This window comes from Streptomyces sp. SBT349 (assembly GCF_001083795.1).
Classification (GTDB): Bacteria; Actinomycetota; Actinomycetes; order Streptomycetales; family Streptomycetaceae; genus Streptomyces.
Map to the genome: position 1 here is coordinate 1 of NZ_LAVK01000167.1, position 15,787 is coordinate 15,787.

General features: G+C 74.3%; 13 protein-coding genes. 7 read left to right on the top strand and 6 right to left on the bottom strand.

All coding sequences use genetic code 11. The features are described 5' to 3' along the window. Positions 1–862 (top strand): NADase-type glycan-binding domain-containing protein (locus ADY01_RS20385; RefSeq protein ID WP_049575502.1); only part of this gene is annotated, 862 nt, incomplete at its 5' end. Between the two features lie 218 nt (positions 863–1,080). Beyond that, a complete protein-coding gene (locus tag ADY01_RS20390) occupies positions 1,081–2,004 on the top strand; it encodes an AfsR/SARP family transcriptional regulator (protein WP_049575504.1) in 924 nt (307 codons plus the stop codon). A gap of 69 nt (positions 2,005–2,073) precedes the next feature. Here the strand turns inward: ADY01_RS20390 and ADY01_RS20395 are convergent, their stop codons facing one another. The 6 genes from ADY01_RS20395 to ADY01_RS20420 form a co-directional block, all read right to left on the bottom strand. Then, the gene (locus ADY01_RS20395; protein ID WP_049575507.1) at positions 2,074–4,566 is read right to left on the bottom strand and encodes an ATP-binding cassette domain-containing protein; all 2,493 of its coding nucleotides are present in this window, start codon (positions 4,564–4,566) and stop codon (positions 2,074–2,076) included. Positions 4,567–4,753: 187 nt separating this feature from the next. Beyond that, entirely contained in the window at positions 4,754–5,176 is a 423-nt protein-coding gene (locus tag ADY01_RS20400; protein WP_049575527.1) for a VOC family protein, read from the bottom strand. Between the two features lie 68 nt (positions 5,177–5,244). Beyond that, positions 5,245–6,000, bottom strand: coding sequence for a class I SAM-dependent methyltransferase (locus ADY01_RS20405; RefSeq protein WP_049575511.1), 756 nt, complete (start codon positions 5,998–6,000; stop codon positions 5,245–5,247). 77 nt (positions 6,001–6,077) lie between these two features. Beyond that, complete coding sequence (locus ADY01_RS20410; RefSeq protein ID WP_049575512.1) at positions 6,078–7,280, bottom strand: aminotransferase class V-fold PLP-dependent enzyme; 1,203 nt, start codon at positions 7,278–7,280, stop codon at positions 6,078–6,080. A gap of 3 nt (positions 7,281–7,283) precedes the next feature. Continuing rightward, positions 7,284–8,603 carry a pyridoxal-phosphate dependent enzyme gene (locus ADY01_RS20415; RefSeq protein WP_049575515.1) on the bottom strand — a complete coding sequence of 440 codons (1,320 nt, stop codon included), beginning with the start codon at positions 8,601–8,603 and terminating at the stop codon, positions 7,284–7,286. Further along, positions 8,600–10,093 carry a Y4yA family PLP-dependent enzyme gene (locus tag ADY01_RS20420; RefSeq protein WP_234320329.1) on the bottom strand — a complete coding sequence of 498 codons (1,494 nt, stop codon included), beginning with the start codon at positions 10,091–10,093 and terminating at the stop codon, positions 8,600–8,602. Before ADY01_RS20420 ends, ADY01_RS20415 begins: the two co-directional genes overlap by 4 nt. Before the next feature lie 207 nt (positions 10,094–10,300). Here ADY01_RS20420 and ADY01_RS20425 point away from each other — a divergent pair, with 207 nt between their 5' ends. The 5 genes from ADY01_RS20425 to ADY01_RS20445 form a co-directional block, all read left to right on the top strand. Further along, entirely contained in the window at positions 10,301–11,107 is an 807-nt protein-coding gene (locus tag ADY01_RS20425) for a DeoR/GlpR family DNA-binding transcription regulator (protein ID WP_199826272.1), read from the top strand. Positions 11,108–11,293: 186 nt separating this feature from the next. Next, complete coding sequence (locus ADY01_RS20430; RefSeq protein ID WP_049575520.1) at positions 11,294–12,790, top strand: FGGY-family carbohydrate kinase; 1,497 nt, start codon at positions 11,294–11,296, stop codon at positions 12,788–12,790. Then, positions 12,783–14,300: an FGGY-family carbohydrate kinase gene (locus ADY01_RS20435; RefSeq protein ID WP_049575522.1), complete on the top strand. Its 1,518-nt coding sequence runs from the start codon at positions 12,783–12,785 to the stop codon at positions 14,298–14,300. The genes ADY01_RS20430 and ADY01_RS20435 overlap by 8 nt, the downstream gene beginning before the upstream one ends. Before the next feature lie 22 nt (positions 14,301–14,322). After that, entirely contained in the window at positions 14,323–15,369 is a 1,047-nt protein-coding gene (locus ADY01_RS20440; RefSeq protein ID WP_078900448.1) for a 2-hydroxyacid dehydrogenase, read from the top strand. After that, positions 15,366–15,787, top strand: a 422-nt coding sequence (locus ADY01_RS20445) for a histidine phosphatase family protein (protein WP_049575525.1), incomplete at its 3' end; no start/stop codon positions are given. The genes ADY01_RS20440 and ADY01_RS20445, both read left to right, overlap by 4 nt.

The following is a 15,787-nucleotide window of genomic DNA, read 5'->3' on the forward strand; positions in this document are numbered from 1 at the left end:
CCGCCCCCGTATCCCGTCGGAACCGGACCGGGCGACCCGGTGCAGCCTCCCCGGCGAGCGGCCGGTCGCGGTGCAGCCCGGCCGGAACGCCGTCCAGCGCCCCCGGGTCAGGAGGGAGGCGGTCGACGATCACACCGACTCCCCGGACGACGTCCCCTGCCCGGACTGCGGCACGGCGAATCCGGCCGGGCGCTCGTTCTGCCGCCGCTGCGGCGCCCGGCTCGCCCCGTCGAACCAGCTCGCACGCCCGCCCTGGTGGCGCCGCATGCGCCTGCGCCGCGGCCCGCACCGGCGCGGGCCCGGGGGGCGCCTGCGCCGGCCGCTCGCCTGGCTGACGCTGCTGCTCGTCCTGGCCGCCCTCGTGTGGGCCGCGACCGCCTACGGCCCGTCCGCCGTCGACGCGCTGCGCGACCGGTTCAGCAAGCCGGCCTCCGTGCGCCCGGAGGAGGTGCGCGCGTCCAGCTCCGCCTCCGGCCACCAGGCCGACCTGGCCGTGGACGGCACCACGAACCACTTCTGGGCACCGGCGACGGACCAGGAGCCGGAGGGGCAGTGGCTGGAGGCGTCCTTCGAGTCCCCCTTCCGGCTGTCCGAGCTGGTCTTCCACACCGGCAGCTCCGAGCGGGCCGCCGAGTACCTCACCCAGGCGCGCCCGGCCACCCTGGTCGTCACCGGGTGGGACGCCCGGGGCGAACGGGTCGGGGAGCGGACCCTGACCCTTGAGGACCGGCCCGGCGAGCAGGTCCTCCGGCTGACCATGGACGACGTCGTCACCATCCGCCTGACCGTCGACAGCGCGTACGGGCAGCGGGAGTCACGGCTGGTGGCCCTCGGGGAGGTGGAGTTCTTCCGGCGTTCCTGACCGGAGCCACCGGCTCCGCGCGCGCCCCCGTCCTGCCTCGCTGCGCCGACGTCTGCTACCCCTCCGGCCTCGTCGCGGCGGGGTCCGCCGTGGTCAGCTGGAAACGGCAGTCCCATGGGCCTCGCGAAACTCGTGCGTGGGGGGCGGCGCGTCAGTCGGATGGAGCGTGCACGAAGAAGAGGGGTTCTGTGTACAGGTGTGTGACGGATGCCGGGGCGATGGGTGTCCCCGCCGAGCGCGATCTCCAGAAGGTGGAGCGGCTGCTGTCCCAGGCGGTGACGCTGCTCCAGCCGCATCTGGCCGGGGCGAGCCCGTCCCGCCGCGGCCGGGCGGCGGAGGAGGAGGTCCCGGCGCGGCCGTCCCCGCCCGATGCCGCCGACGGCCGCGCGGAGGTGGAGATCCGCTGCTTCGGCGGCTTCCGCATCGCCGTCCGGGGCGTGGCGGTGAACTGCGAGGCCGCGCGGCCGAAGGTCCGCAGCCTGCTGCGCCTGCTGGCGCTGCGCGCGGGGACCCCGGTGCACCGGGACGTGCTCCTCGACGCGTTGTGGCCGGATCTCACGTACGAGTCCGGCGTGCGCAATCTCCAGGTGACCGTCTCGCGGCTGCGCACCCTGCTGGAGCCGGGCGCGCGGCCGGGATCGGCCACGCTGCTGACGCGCGACGAGCAGTCCTACGGGCTGGCGCTCGGCTCGGGGCTCACCTCGGACGTCCGCGAGTTCGACCGGCTGTCCGCGGCCTGCCTGCTCTCCGCGGGCGGCATGGGGGCGGAGCAGGCGATCGTGGCGCTGCGGGCCGCCCTGGGCTGGTACGGCGGGGATCTGCTGCCGGAGGCGGGGGCGAGTGAGTGGGTGGTGGGAGAACGGAGGCGGCTCCAGGCGCGGGCCGCCCGGCTGCACGCGGCGCTGGCCGGACGCGAGCTGGAGCTGGGCCGGGCCGGCGCGTCGGCGGCCGCGGCCGAACAGGCGCTGGCCCTCGACCCCTACCTGGACGAGGCGTGGCGGACGCTGGTGGCCGCCCAGGAGGCGGCCGGCGCCCCCGCCGCCGCGGCGAAGTGCCGGCGCGCCTACGCCCGCACGCTGCGCGCGCTCGGCGTGGGCCCGGACGCCGCGACCGCCCCCTCCGGGGCGGTGAGCGGCGCCTGACGCCGCGTTCCGCGGTCGGCGGCGGCACGTGCCCTGTCCGGGGCGTCCCGCGGTGCCCGCGGGGACGCGTCAGGTGCCGACGTAGTCCGCGAGGTGCCGGCCGGTCAGAGTGGATCGGGCGGCGACCAGGTCGGCTGGTGTGCCCTCGAAGACGATGCGTCCGCCGTCGTGGCCGGCGCCGGGGCCGAGGTCGATGATCCAGTCGGCGTGCGCCATGACCGCCTGGTGGTGCTCGATGACGATGACCGACTTGCCGGAGTCGACGAGCCGGTCGAGCAGGCCGAGCAGCTGCTCGACGTCGGCGAGGTGGAGGCCGGTGGTCGGCTCGTCGAGGACGTAGACGCCGCCCTTCTCGGCCATGTGCGTGGCCAGCCTGAGCCGCTGCCGCTCGCCGCCGGACAGCGTGGTGAGCGGCTGGCCGAGCGTGAGATAGCCGAGCCCGACGTCGGAGAGCCGGTCGAGGATGGCGCGCGCGGCCGTGGGGTGTCCCCGGCCCGAGGGGCCCGGGGGCGTGTCCGCCCCGCCGGCGCCGAAGAACTCCTCGGCCTCGGTCACCGACATGGCGAGCACCTCGCTGATGTCGCGGCCGTTGAGGTGGTATTCCAGCACCGACGCCTGGAACCGCTTCCCCTCGCACTCCTCGCAGGTGACGGCGGAGCCGGCCATCATCGCCAGGTCGGTGTAGACGACGCCGGCGCCGTTGCAGTTCGGGCAGGCGCCCTCGGAGTTGGCGCTGAAGAGGGCCGGCTTCACGCCGTTGGCCTTCGCGAACGCCTTGCGGATCGGGTCGAGCAGGCCGGTGTACGTCGCCGGGTTGCTCCGCCGCGAGCCGCGGATCGCGCCCTGGTCGATCGACACCACGCCCGCCTCGGCGGCCCCGGGGCTGGTGGGCAGCGACCCGTGCATGAGCGAGCTCTTGCCCGAGCCGGCGACGCCGGTGACGACGGCGAGCACCCCGAGCGGGATGTCGACGTCGACGTCGCGCAGGTTGTGGGTCGTCGCGCCGCGGATCTCCAGCGTGCCGGTGGGCGTCCGCACCGTCTCCTTGAGGGGGGACCGGTCGTCGAAGTGTCGGCCGGTGATGGTGCCGCCGGTCCGCAGCCCCTCGACGGTGCCCTCGAAGCAGACGGTGCCGCCCGCCGTGCCGGCGCCGGGGCCGAGGTCGACGACGTGGTCGGCGATCGCGATCGTCTCCGGCTTGTGCTCCACGACGAGCACGGTGTTGCCCTTGTCCCGCAGCCGCAGCAGCAGGTCGTTCATCCGCTGGATGTCGTGCGGGTGCAGCCCGATGGTGGGCTCGTCGAAGACGTAGGTGACGTCGGTGAGCGAGGAGCCGAGGTGGCGGATCATCTTGACGCGCTGCGCCTCGCCACCCGACAGCGTGCCCGACGGCCGGTCGAGCGAGAGGTAGCCGAGGCCGATCTCCACGAACGAGTCGAGCGTCTGCCGCAGCGTCGTGAGCAGCGGCGCCACCCTGGCGTACCCCCGCCCCCGGCCCGGTCCCCTGTTCGGGGAGTCCGGGGAGTTCGGGGCGGGCTCGTCGAGGCCGCGGACCCAGGCGGCCAGGTCGCTGATCTGGAGGGCGCAGGCGTCGGCGATGGAGATGCCCTCGATCTTCGAGGACCGGGCGGCCTCGCTGAGCCGGGTGCCGCCGCACTCGGGGCAGGCGGTGAAGGTGACCGCCCGGTCCACGAACGCCCGGATGTGCGGCTGCAACGCCTCCTTGTCCTTGGACAGGAACGACTTCCGGATTTTGGGGATCAGCCCCTCGTAGGTGAGGTTCGCGCCCTCGACCTTCACCTTGACCGGCTCCCGGTGGAGGAAGTCGTGCAACTCCTGCTCGGTGTACGCGCGGATCGGCTTGTTCGGGTCCAGGAAGCCCGACTCGGCGTAGATCCGCACGGTCCACCAGCTGTCCGCCTTCCAGCCGGGGATGGTGAGCGCGCCCTCGGCGATCGACTTGGAGTCGTCGTAGAGCTGGGTGAGGTCGATGTCGGTGACCGTGCCCCGGCCCTCGCAGCGCGGACACATGCCGCCGGTGCGGCTGAAGGTCTGTTTCACGGTCTTGCGGTCGCCGCGTTCCACCGTGATCGCACCGCTCGCCCGGACCGTGGGGACGTTGAAGGAGAACGCGTTGGGCGAGCCGACGTGCGGCTGCCCGAGCCGGCTGAAGAGGATGCGCAGCATCGCGTTGGCGTCGGTGACGGTGCCGACCGTGGAGCGGGGGTCGGCACCGAGCCGCTGCTGGTCGACGATGATCGCGGTCGTCAGCCCGTCGAGGACGTCGACCTCGGGCCGCGCCAGCGTGGGCATGAAGCCCTGGACGAAGGCGCTGTAGGTCTCGTTGATCAGCCGCTGCGACTCCGCGGCGATCGTGTTGAACACCAGTGAGCTCTTGCCCGAGCCGGAGACGCCGGTGAACACCGTCAGCCGTCGCTTCGGGATCTCGATGCTGACGTCCTTGAGGTTGTTCTCGCGCGCGCCGTGCACGCGGATCAGCTCGTGGCTGTCGGCGATGTGCGGCGCAGGCGACTGCGGGTCCGTCCTCGTGGCCTTGCTCACTCGTCTCTCCCTCTCTCGGGTGGGGCCGCCCTCGCGGTCCCCGTCGTCGTCGCCTGGCTCGATCCGGTCGGCGTCGAGCGGTGCGTCCGGTTCTGCCCTCGTCGGCGCGGTCGCGGCAACGGCCGCCGTCCGCCCCGGCGGCCCTCGCTCATCGGCGGGGGGGGGACCGTGCGGAACATGGCTCCGGTCAGCTGGCGGCTCGACGGAGCTCGTTGACGCGGACGAGGTTGCCCCCCGGATCGCGGAAGGCGCAGTCGCGCACGCCGTACGGCTGCTCGGTCGGCTCCTGGACGACCTCCGCGCCGCCGGCCTGGAGCCGCGCGAAGGTGCCGTCGAGGTCGGCGGTGGCCAGGATGACGCGGGCGTAGGTGCCCTTGGCCATCATCCCGGTGATGGTGCGGCGCTCGTCGTCGGTGACGTCGGGGCCGGCGAACGGCGGCTCCAGGACGAGGGAGGTGCCGGGCTGGTCGGCGGGGCCGACCGTGATCCAGCGCATCCCGTCGTACCCGACGTCGGCGCGGACCTCGAAGCCGAGGATGTCGCGGTAGAACGCCAGGGACGCGTCGGGGTCGTTCTGCGGGAGGAAGGTCTGGTGAATCGTGATGTCCATGCCGGTCACGCTAGGCGCGTCCGGGCGGCGGGCGCTTCTCGAATCCTGATCGTTCCGGTCGCCCGGCGCTAGGTGGCGGCGACGAGAACCCGGCTGTACCCGTACTGCCAGACGGTGCAGACGTGCGCGAAGCCCGCTTCGGTGAGGAGGTGGACGTGGCGGGAGAGGGACACGCCGTCGCTCCCGCCCTCCGCCGGCGGGCGCCGTTCGCGCTCCGCGAAGGACTCGGCGAGTTCGGGATCCTGGGCCGCCGCCGCCCACCAGGAGTCCCAGTCCAGTCCGTGCTCGGCGGGCGAGGTCCGGAGTCGGCGGCGTCCCACATCGGAGGCGACGCGGGCGCAGAAGGCGCCGTCCGGCGTGAAGTGGTCGGCGTTGACGAGGACGCCGCCTGGCCGCAGCAGCGCGGCGACCTCCCGGTAGGTCCGGGACAGCGCCGCCTCGGGGAGGCAGTGCAACGCCGTGGAGGAGACAGCCGCGTCCGGGGCACGGTCCAGCCGCAGCGACTCGGCCCAGCCCGCGTCGCCGAGCACGGCCTCCACGTACCGCGCCGCGTCGGCGTGATGGGTACGCCCCAGTTCCAGCAGCACCGGGTCGCGGTCCACGGCCACGATCTCCGCCCGCGGCACCCGCCGGGCGAGCCGGGCCGCCAGCGAGCCGGGGCCGCAGCCGAGCTCGACGACCAGGGGCGCCGGCCGGTCGGCCGTCACATGGTCGACCACGTCGGCGACCACGGAGAACCGCTCCTCGCGATGGATCGCGTACCGCTCCTGCTGGCGTTCCCAGCGCTCGACCCAGAACTCGGCCGTCGCCATGCTCAGACCCATCTGACCGCGTCACCTCTGTCTCTCGGCGGATCCGTGCGCACCCCCCACCTTAACCGGTAATGATTTTCAGTTGCGTTTCAGGCCAGCCCGGCGAGCACGGACAGCAGCCTGTCGATCTCCTCCGGGGTGTTGTACACGTGCAGGCTCACGCGCACGGCGCCGCTCCGCTCGTCGCGCTCGTCGACGCCCGCCTGGCAGAGGCTGTCGGCGCGCACCATGAAGCCGTGGTCGAAGAGGATGAAGCCGAGGTCGTCGGAGGGGATGTCGCGGTGCCGGAACGACACGATGCCGCACCGCTTCTGCACGTCCGACGACGCGGCGAGGCTGCGCTGGCACCCCAGGACCCGATAGGGGGCCAGGTGCCTGAGCCCTTCGGTCAACCGCGCGGCCAGGCCGACGGTCCAGCGTTCGATCCGGTGGACGCCCGCCGCGGTCAGCCAGTCGAGCGCCGCGGCGAGACTCGCGATGCCCACCGTGTTCGGCGTCCCGCTCCAGTCGCCCGGACGGAACGCGGGCCCTCGCTCCCCCCGGGACCAGACCGCCCCCGTGCCCGGCAGCGCCAGCGCCTTGTGACCGGAGAAGACCACGAAGTCCACGTCGAGGTCGGCCACCGACAGCGGCAGATGGCCGATGCTCTGGGCCGCGTCGAGGCAGATGGGCACGTCGGGCCCCACGGCCTCGCGGATCCGGTGCACGTTCATGTCGCCGCCCCGGACGTGGTGCACATGGGTGGCCGCGACGAACCGGGTCGCCGGGCCGGCCAGCCCGGCGAGGGCCCGCTGATCGTAGTCGCCGGAACCGTCCTGGTACGGCAGTTCCCGCACGCTCACCGCGATCCCCCGGGCGGCCAGCACCCGTTGGGCCTCCAGCCAGGGCGACAGATTCGCCTGGTGGTCCGCGAACGGGACGACGATCTCGTCGCCGTCGGCGAGCCGGGGCACCAGCCAGTCGAGCGCGACGGCGCGCAGCCCCTCGGTGGTGCCGCTGACGAAGTGGACGTCCGAGCTCTCCGGCGCGGGGTCCCCGAGGAACTCCTTCAGCCGTCCCCTGGTCCCCTCCACCATCGCCGTGGTCGCGTTGGCCCAGGGGTAGGTGCCCCTTCCGGCATTGGCGTTCCGCGTCGTCAGGTACGTGTGGGCCGCGTCGAGGACGGCCTGCGGCTTCTGCGAGGTCGCGGCGCTGTCGAGGTAGGCCAGTTCGGGATGGTCCCTGATGATGGGGAACTGCGCGCGCAGCGCGCCCTGCCATGCGCGCAGTCGCGTCAGGTCGTCGGGGCCCACGGCTCAGTCCCGCACCAGGGGCGCGCCGGCGTCGCGCCAGGCGATGATGCCACCGGACAGGCTGCGGACGTCGGGATGTCCCATCCGGGTCAGCAGCGCGGCGAACTGGGCCGATCTGTCGCCGACCGGGCAGGTCAGCAGCACCGGCTGCCGCGTGCCGAACGGCAGTCCGCCGCGGAGCAGTTGACCGAAGAGGTCGTCGACGATGTTGACCGCCCCCTCGATGTGCAGCGCGGCGTAGGCGTGCGGGCCCCTCAGGTCGATGACCAGCGGGCGGTCCCGTTCGATCCAGCGCCGTGCGTCCGCGACGTCGAGCGAGGTGACCGCGCTCAGCTCGCCCTCGGTGAGGGAGGCGACCGTGTCGCGGTGCGGGGCCCTGCCCAGCAGTTCGGGGCGCCGCTGCCGCACATAGCTGAGGTAGCTCTCGACCCGGTCGCAGGCGATGAAGACCGCCGTGCCGCGCTCCGTCAGCTCCTCGTCGACGGTCCGCAGGTGCCGCACGGCGCCCAGGTAGGCGGCGCCGCTGGTCGGACCGGCCAGCAGCCCGCACCGGCGGTTCAACGTGAGCATGCCGTCGATGGCCTCGTCCGAGCTCACGGCCTCGATCGCGTCGTAGGTGTCCGGGTCGAAGAGGCCGACCTCGTGCACCTCGTCGATGGTGCGGATGCCCGGGATGAAGTCCGACTTCCGGGCCACCAGCCCCAGGACGCGCACCGCCGGGTCGTGCTCCCGCAGCACGGTGGCGACGCCGGTGGAGGAGCCCGCGGTGCCGACACAGGCGATGAACCAGTCCGGGGCCCGGCCGTCGAGGTCCTTGACGATCTCGGGCCCGGTTCCCAGGGCGTGGGCCTCGGTGTTGCGGGGGTTGTAGTACTGATCGGTGTGCAGGTAGGCGGTTCCCTCCTGGGACAGGGCCTGGTGGAAGAGGGTCAGCGGGTCGTCCGTGTCGGTCGGGTCCAGGCACTCGCTCCGCCCGGGGAGTTCCTCGACCACGGCGCCGAGCAGGAGGAGCAGCTCCTTGATCTCCGGGACCCGCATCCGGTTGGTCACGCTCTTGAACCGCAGCCCGTGCAGCCCGGCGAGCGTCGCCAGTGCCTTGGCCGTGTTCCCGCTGGACAGTTCCACCACCTGCTCGCCGCGCTCGACGGCGCCGGCGAGCCGGGGCCGCACCATGTTCCACGCCGCGCGGTCCTTGACCGAGCCGAAGGGGTTGAGCATCTCCAGCTTGGCGTAGAGGTCGATGTTGCGGAGCCCGTGCACGGCCGGATCGATGCGCACCAGCGGGGTGTTCCCGATGGCCTCGGTGATGCTGTCGTATCTCATACCTCTCCACCCGCGTGCCTGGTCGGCCAGTACTCTTCGTCCAAGGACCACTGCCAGGACTCCCCCCGGCGGGAGACCGCGACCTTCCGGGCGGTCGGCTGCATCTGTGCCTCGTGGGCGTGGAAGTCCATGCAGTAGCCCGCGGTGTTCGCGAAGCCCACGAGGTCGCCCCGTTCCGGTAACCGGGGCAGGAAGACCATGCGGCGGGTCACCAGGTCCGCCTCCAGGCAGAGGTTGCCGACCAGGTAGACCCCGACCGGGTCCGCCGCGCCGCCCGCGGCCCGGGTCGCCGCCCCGGTCCCCGCGGCGCCGGGCCCGTCGCGGGGCACGACGACCGGATCGACCAGGACGCCGTGCTCCTCCAGGCTGACGTCCGAGGCGTTCATGGCGAGCCGCACCAGGGGCGAGCCGTCCTCACCGGCACGGACGTCCACCACCCTGGCCAGCGAGAGCCCGCACTGGTCCACCAGCGCCCGCCCCGGCTCCACGTACAGGTCGTACAGGTGCTCCAGCATCAGGCTCGCCAGGGGGCGGCCGAGCGTCGGCGCCGGGGTGGAAAGCAGCTCGTCGAGATATCCGGCCCCCGCCACCGGCCGGTGGCCCGGATAGAGCGCCAGCCTTCCGCGTATCGTCCCGCCTTCGTTCCGCAGGCCGTACCCGTGCTGCCGCCAGGTCAACGGGGGGCGCCTGCCCAGGACGGCGTTCGTCAGCTCGGTGGTGTAACGCTCCCACTGCCCGCCGTCGGCCAGGTAACCGACCCCGAACCCGCCGCCGATGTCGATGGCGCGCGGCCGGAGTCCGCGGTTCCTGGCCTCGTCCATGACCAGGACGCAGCGCTCAAGGGCCACCGCCTTCTCCGCGATCCCGGTCGTGTCGAGGTGGTAGGCCACCCCGACCAGTTCGACGGCCTCCCGGTGGCGGACCACGGCGTCCAGCAGCGCCCCGGCCTCCCCCAGCGGCTCGCCGAACCGGCTGCGCCGGGACAGCACCCGGACGCCCTCCGCCTCGAAGGCCGCGAGGCGCAGGAGAACGGGAACCCGCGGCAGCCGGTAGTCGCGCACCAGCGCGGCCAGGTCCTCCAGCTCACCCCGCGCGTCGACGTTCACGGTGGCGCCGACCCGGGCCGCCAGCCACAGCAGCTCCGGATCCTTCGGTCCGGTCGTCAGCACCCGGTCCGGGGCGAACCCCGCGCCCAGCGCGTGGCGCAGCTCGCCGAGGGAGGCGACGTCGATGGCGGCGTCCGTCGCCGCGAGCCGGCGCACCAGGGCGCTCGACCGGCTCGCCTTGTGCGCGAAGAAGATCTGGCCGCCCAGACGATGCCGCCGGTACACCTCGCGGAAGCCGGCGACCTTGCCGGCGATCCCCTCCGGCAGCACGACGTTGAGCGGGGAGCCGAGCGCGTCCACCAGGGAGTGGAGGAACGCCCGGGAGTCGAGCAACGAGACGAGTGGCGGCTCCAAGCGTGGCTCCAGGAACAAAGGCGCACTCACGAAGATTCGTTCCTCCCCTGCACGGCGACGGACCCTGTACGGCGACGGAGCCGGGCGCGTCCGCGGATCCTGGGACCACCTCCGTGGTGGTCCCGGTAATCATTGCCAGTTCGCCGCGCTTCACGCCCGTTGGGCCCGGCGCCGGAACCGGACAACTCGCCCACGGCTCCGACCGGGGGGCGGAGGGGCCGTGCGATGCTGGAGGGCGTGGCGAACGATCCCATGACGGCCGAAGGCGCCTGGCGCACCCCGGAGTTGCGCCGGGTCGCGATCCGCCGGCAGGTGGCCGAGGCGGGGTTCGTCCGGGTGGACGCGCTGGCCAGGCACTACGGCGTGAGCATCATGACCGTGCACCGCGACCTCGACGAGCTGGAGCGGCGCGGCTTCCTGCACAAGGTCCGCGGCGGCGCGACCAGCGCCCCGACCACGACCTTCCACGGCGACCTCGAACACCGGATGCAGGCGCAGGTCGAGGCGAAGCGGACGATCGCGCGGGAGGTCCTGGCCAGCGAGGTGGAGCCGGGACAGGTCATCGCGCTGGACGACAGCACCACCTCGCTCATGCTGGCGCGGCTGCTTCCCGAACGGGCGCCGCTGACCGTGGTCACCCACTTCCTGCCGGTCGTCCGGGCGCTGGCCGCGCACCCCGGCATCGAACTGGTGGGGCTCGGTGGCCGCTACGACGCGTCGTACGACTCCTTCCTCGGCCAGGCCACCGCCGAGGCCGCCGCGGACTTCCGCCCCGACCTGCTGTTCCTGTCGACGACCGCGGTCGTCGATGGGGTGTGTTACCTCCAGTCGCTGAACACGATGATCACGCGGCGGGCCCTGATCGCGTCGGCGGCCCGCAGCGTCGCGCTGATCGACCACACCAAGTTCGACCGCAGGGCGCCCCACCGGCTGGTCGGCGTCGCCGGGCTCGACCGGGTGGTCGTCGACGGCGGCACCCCGTTCCAGACGGTCCGCGACCTCCGTGCGCGGGGCGCCTGCGTCGATGTGGTCGCCGTCGGCTGAGACTGCGATGTCATGTGAAGTTCCGCCGTTCCGTGACCCCGCCGTGACCTCCAACCAGCCGCTCCAGCTGGGCCTTTCGCCGAAGTGCCGCTCGGCCTCCCAAGATCGATGTGAAAAGTTGCGAAGTGTGGCGTCTCTGCGTGTAATACGCATCACTTCCGGCTCGGCTCCGAAGGTGGTGCGGCGATGGCGCTGTACGAACCGGTCACGGTGTGTGTGGACGCGGGCACCACGGTCATCAAGGCCGTGGTGTTCGACGCCGCGGGACGCGAACTCGTGGTCTCCCAGCGGAAGACCGAGGTGCGCCACCCGCGGCCCGACCTCGCGGAGCAGGACATGGACGCGGTCTGGGACGCGGTGGTGGCCGCGGTCCGCGAAGCCGTGGGCCAAGCCGGGGGCCGGGTGCGGCTGCTGGCGCTCACCGCGCAGGGCGACGGCGCGTGGCTCGTCGACCGCGCACACCGTCCGGTGCGGCCGGCGGTGCTCTGGAACGACGCGCGCGCGGCCGACGTGGTGCGGGAGTGGCGTTCCACCGGGGTGCTCGACCGCGCCTTCCGCATCAACGCGTCGTTGACCAACGCCGGGCTGCCCAACGCGATCCTGCGCGCGCTCGCCGTGCGGGAGCCGGACAGCCTCCGTGCCGCGCACGCCGTACTGACCTGCGGTGGCTGGCTGTTCCTGCGGCTGACCGGGGTGCTGGGCCTGGAGCCCTCCGACGCCTCCGCCCCCTGGCTGGACATGCGCACCCGGGACTACTCCGACGAACTGCTCGCCCTGTACGGGCTCGGCGAGCACCGCGCGCTCCTGCCGCCCCTGCTGAGCGGCACCGAGCAGATCGCCGGGCTGACGGCGCAGACCGCCGCCGCGCTCGGCGTCGAGGCGGGCACGCCGGTGGTCCTGGCGCCCTACGACATCGTGTCCACCGCGCTGGGCACCGGCAGCACCACGGCCGGTCAGGCGACCTGCGTGCTCGGCACCACGCTGTGCACCGAGGTCCTGATCGACGCGCCGGACCCGGCCGCCGAACCGTCGGGGCTGACGCTCGACTTCGGCGTGCCGGGCCTGGCGATGCGCTCGTTCCCCACGCTGGCCGGAACCGAAGTGCTCGACTGGACGGTCGAGTTGCTCGGTCTGGACGATCATGACGAGCTGTCCGCGCTGGCGTCCCGCGTGCCGCCGGGCGCCGACGGGCTGCGGGTGCTGCCGTATCTGTCACCGGCGGGCGAGCGCGCGCCGTTCCTGGACGCGGCGGCCAGCGGACTGGTGGCGGGCGCCCTGTTCACGCACCGGCGCGAGCACCTGGCGCGCGCGGTGCTCGAAGGGCTCGCGCACGTCATCAGGGACTGCCTCGACGCCGCGCCGCACCGGCCGGTCGAGCTGGGCCTGTGCGGCGGCGGCGCGGCGAGCGCCCTGTGGTGCCAGCTCATCGCCGACATCACCGGGCTGCCCGCGGTGGTCACCGAGGACACCCAGGTCGGCGCCAAGGGCGCCCTGCTGTTCGCGCTGACGGCGCTGGGCGAGTACCCCGACCTGTCCGCGGCGGCTGCCGCGCTGGTCCGGCCGCGGCTGCGGTTCTCCCCCTCGGCGGCTGCGCGGGACGTGTACGACCGCGAGCACGAGGAGTTCCTCGCCACCAGAGAGCTGGCCGCCACCCGCTGGAGGGGGTGGCGCGCCGATGCCTGAGCGCCCCGGGCCCGCCCCGGCCACGATCCGCCCCGCCGACCCCGTGTGGATCGGGGTGGACCTCGGCACGCAGAGCGTCCGGGCCCTCGCCGTCGACGGCGATGGCCACCCGGTGGCCATCGCCTCCCGCCCGCTGCGCGGCACGCGCGCCGGCCCGCGCCACGAGCAGGACGGCGGGGCCTGGTGGGAGCTGACCGCCGACGCCCTCGCCCAGCTGTCCGCGTCGCTCGGTGGCCGCGAGGTCGGCGGGCTCGCGGTCTGCGCGACCTCCGGCACCGTGCTGCTGACCGGCCCCGACGGCGCCCCCAGGACCCCGGGGCTCATGTACGACGACGCGCGCGCGGGCGCGCTCGCGGCCGAGGCGCAGCAAGCCGGCGCCGGGCTGTGGGAACGGCTCGGCTACCGCGTCCAGCCGGCGTGGGCGCTGCCGAAGCTGCTGTGGTGGCGCGACGCCGGCCTGCTGGACGGCGCCGCGCGCCTGGCGCACCAGCCGGACGTGGTGACCGCCGCGCTCGTGGGCCACCCGGTGCCCAGCGATTCGAGCCACGCCCTGAAGACCGGCTACGACCTGATCGAGGACCGCTGGCCCGCGGGGATCCTGTCCCGGCTCCGCGTCGACCCCGCCGTGCTGCCGCCGGTGGTCCGGCCCGGAACCGTGCTCGGAGAGGTGTGCCGGTCCGCCGCGGCGCGCACGGGGCTGGCCCCCGGCACCCCGGTGGTCGCGGGCATGACCGACGGCTGCGCCGCGCAGCTGGCGGCGGGCGCGCTGGGCGTCGGCGAGTGGAACTCGGTCCTGGGAACCACCCTCACGCTCAAGGGGGTCAGCGCCTCGCTGCCGCACGACCCGACGGGGGCGGTGTACTCGCACCGGGCCCCGCACGGCGATCTGTGGCTGCCCGGCGGCGCGTCCAGCACGGGCGCCGGCGCGGTCCGCGCGCTGTTCCCCGGCGCCGATCTGGACGCGCTGACGGCCCGGGCGGCGGTGGCCGCCGGGACCGGCCCGGTGCCCGACTGCTACCCCCTGGTCGGGCAGGGCGAACGGTTCCCGTTCGTGGCGCCCCAGGCCCGCGGCTTCCTCGGCGACGGCCCGCTGGCCGTCTCCGGCGACGAGGCGCTGGCGTTCGCCGCGGTCTGCACGGGGGTGGCGTACATCGAACGGCTGTCCTTCGAGGTGGTCGCCGCCGCGGGCGCCGACGTGGGCGGCCCGGTCGCGTTCACCGGTGGCGCGGCCCGCAACCCGTGGTGGAACCAGCTCCGCTGCGACGTCCTGGGCACGCGCGTGCGGCTGCCGTCGAACCCGGAGCCTGCGCTCGGCATGGCCGTGCTCGCCGCCGGTTCGCTGTCGGGCGACATCCGGGCCGCGGCACGGCGGATGGTCCGGGTGTCCGGCACCTTGGAGCCGGACCCGGCGCGCACCGCGGCGCTCACGCCGGCCTACCGCTCCTTCGTCGCGCGGCTCGTCGAACGCGGCTGGCTCGACCCCCGGTTCGCCCCCGAAGGCGCCGGGTGACCCCCAGGGAAGGAGAACGACCGTGAACGAACCGATTCCCGTGCTGGTCGCCGGAGATCACTTCATGCTGAACCGGCTCCTGGTCGAGTCACTGCACGCGGAGGGCGGCCCGGCGGCATGGCGCGTCCGGGAGCTGGAACTGCCCTGGCCGCACCTGCCGTTCGGCCGGGTGGAGGAGGTCGAGGAGGCGTCGGGCTCGCAGGAGCGGCTCATCGAGGCGCTGGCAGGGGTGCGGGTCTGCCTGACCCAGATGGCGCCGCTGACCGCCCGCGTCCTGGCGGCCTGCCCCGACCTGGAGCTGTTCGCCGTGGGTCGGGGCGGCCCGGTCAACGCGAACCTCGCGGCGGCCACCGAGCACGGCGTCGCCGTCACGTTCGCGCCCGGCCGCAACGCCGCCTCGACCGCCGAGCACACGCTCGGCCTGATGCTCGCGACGATGCGCCGCATTCCGCAGGCGCACGCCGGGGTGGTGGCGGGCCGGTGGGACAGCGGCATGTACGCCTACCACGCGACCGGCCTCGAAATCGCGGGCAGCACCGTCGGGCTGGTCGGGGCGGGCGCGATCGGCCGACGGGTGGCGTCGGCCCTGATGGCGCTCGGCGCCGAGGTCCTGGTGGCCGATCCGTACGCGGACCCGGCGTCCCTGCCGGCCGGGGTGCGCCAGGTGCCGCTGGCGGAGCTGCTCGCCTCCAGCGCCGTGGTGTCCCTCCACGCCCGGCTCACCGCGGAGACCGCGGGCATCATCGGCTCCGCCGAGCTGGCGTCCATGCCCCGCGGCTCCGTGCTCGTCAACTCCGCCCGCGGCGGCCTGCTCGACCACGCCGCGCTGGCCACCGCGCTGCGCGACGGCCACCTGTTCGCGGCGGGCCTCGACGTGTTCGACGTGGAGCCGCTCCCCGCCGACCACCCCCTGCGCGGGGCGCCGAACCTGGTGCTGACGCCGCACCTGGCGGGCGCGAGCCGCGCGGTCGCCGAGCGCGCCGCCCGGCTGGTCGCGGCCGAGGCGGGCCGCTGGCTGCGCGGCGAACCCCTGCTGCACCGCGCCAACCCGGTCCCGGCGGCGCGATGACCGGCCGGCTCCTGCTCGTCAGGCACGCGGAGACCGCGTGGCACCGGGAGAACCGGTACGCCGGCGCGCGCAGCGATCCGGACCTCACCGAGAACGGCCTGCGGCAGGTCGAGGCCCTCGCCGGGGGCGCGCTCGCCGAGGGGGTCCGGGCGGTGGTCAGCTCGCCGCTGCGCCGAGCGGTGCGCACCGCCACTCCGGCCGCCGACGCGCTCGGGGTGCCGGTGGAGGTGGTGCCCGGCCTCCGCGAGGTCGACTTCGGCGTCCTGGAGGGGCGCACGCGGGCCGAGGCCGACCCGGAGCTCGTGCGCCGGTTCCTCGCCGACCCGGTGGCCCATCCGTTCCCCGGCGCCGAACCGCCGCGCCACGCCGCCGCACGGGCGGAGGCGGCGCTGCGCGAGGTCGGCGGCCGGTACGGGGG

What these genes read in the sequence shown, in the direction of transcription:
- ADY01_RS20400 (WP_049575527.1), bottom strand. Translation starts at nt 5,176, where the DNA reads ATGGACATCACGATTCACCAGACCTTCCTCCCGCAGAACGACCCCGAC.
- ADY01_RS20405 (WP_049575511.1), bottom strand. Translation starts at nt 6,000, where the DNA reads ATGGGTCTGAGCATGGCGACGGCCGAGTTCTGGGTCGAGCGCTGGGAA.
- ADY01_RS20430 (WP_049575520.1), top strand. Translation starts at nt 11,294, where the DNA reads ATGGCGCTGTACGAACCGGTCACGGTGTGTGTGGACGCGGGCACCACG.
- ADY01_RS20435 (WP_049575522.1), top strand. Translation starts at nt 12,783, where the DNA reads ATGCCTGAGCGCCCCGGGCCCGCCCCGGCCACGATCCGCCCCGCCGAC.
- ADY01_RS20415 (WP_049575515.1), bottom strand. Translation starts at nt 8,603, where the DNA reads ATGAGATACGACAGCATCACCGAGGCCATCGGGAACACCCCGCTGGTG.
- ADY01_RS20390 (WP_049575504.1), top strand. Translation starts at nt 1,081, where the DNA reads ATGGGTGTCCCCGCCGAGCGCGATCTCCAGAAGGTGGAGCGGCTGCTG.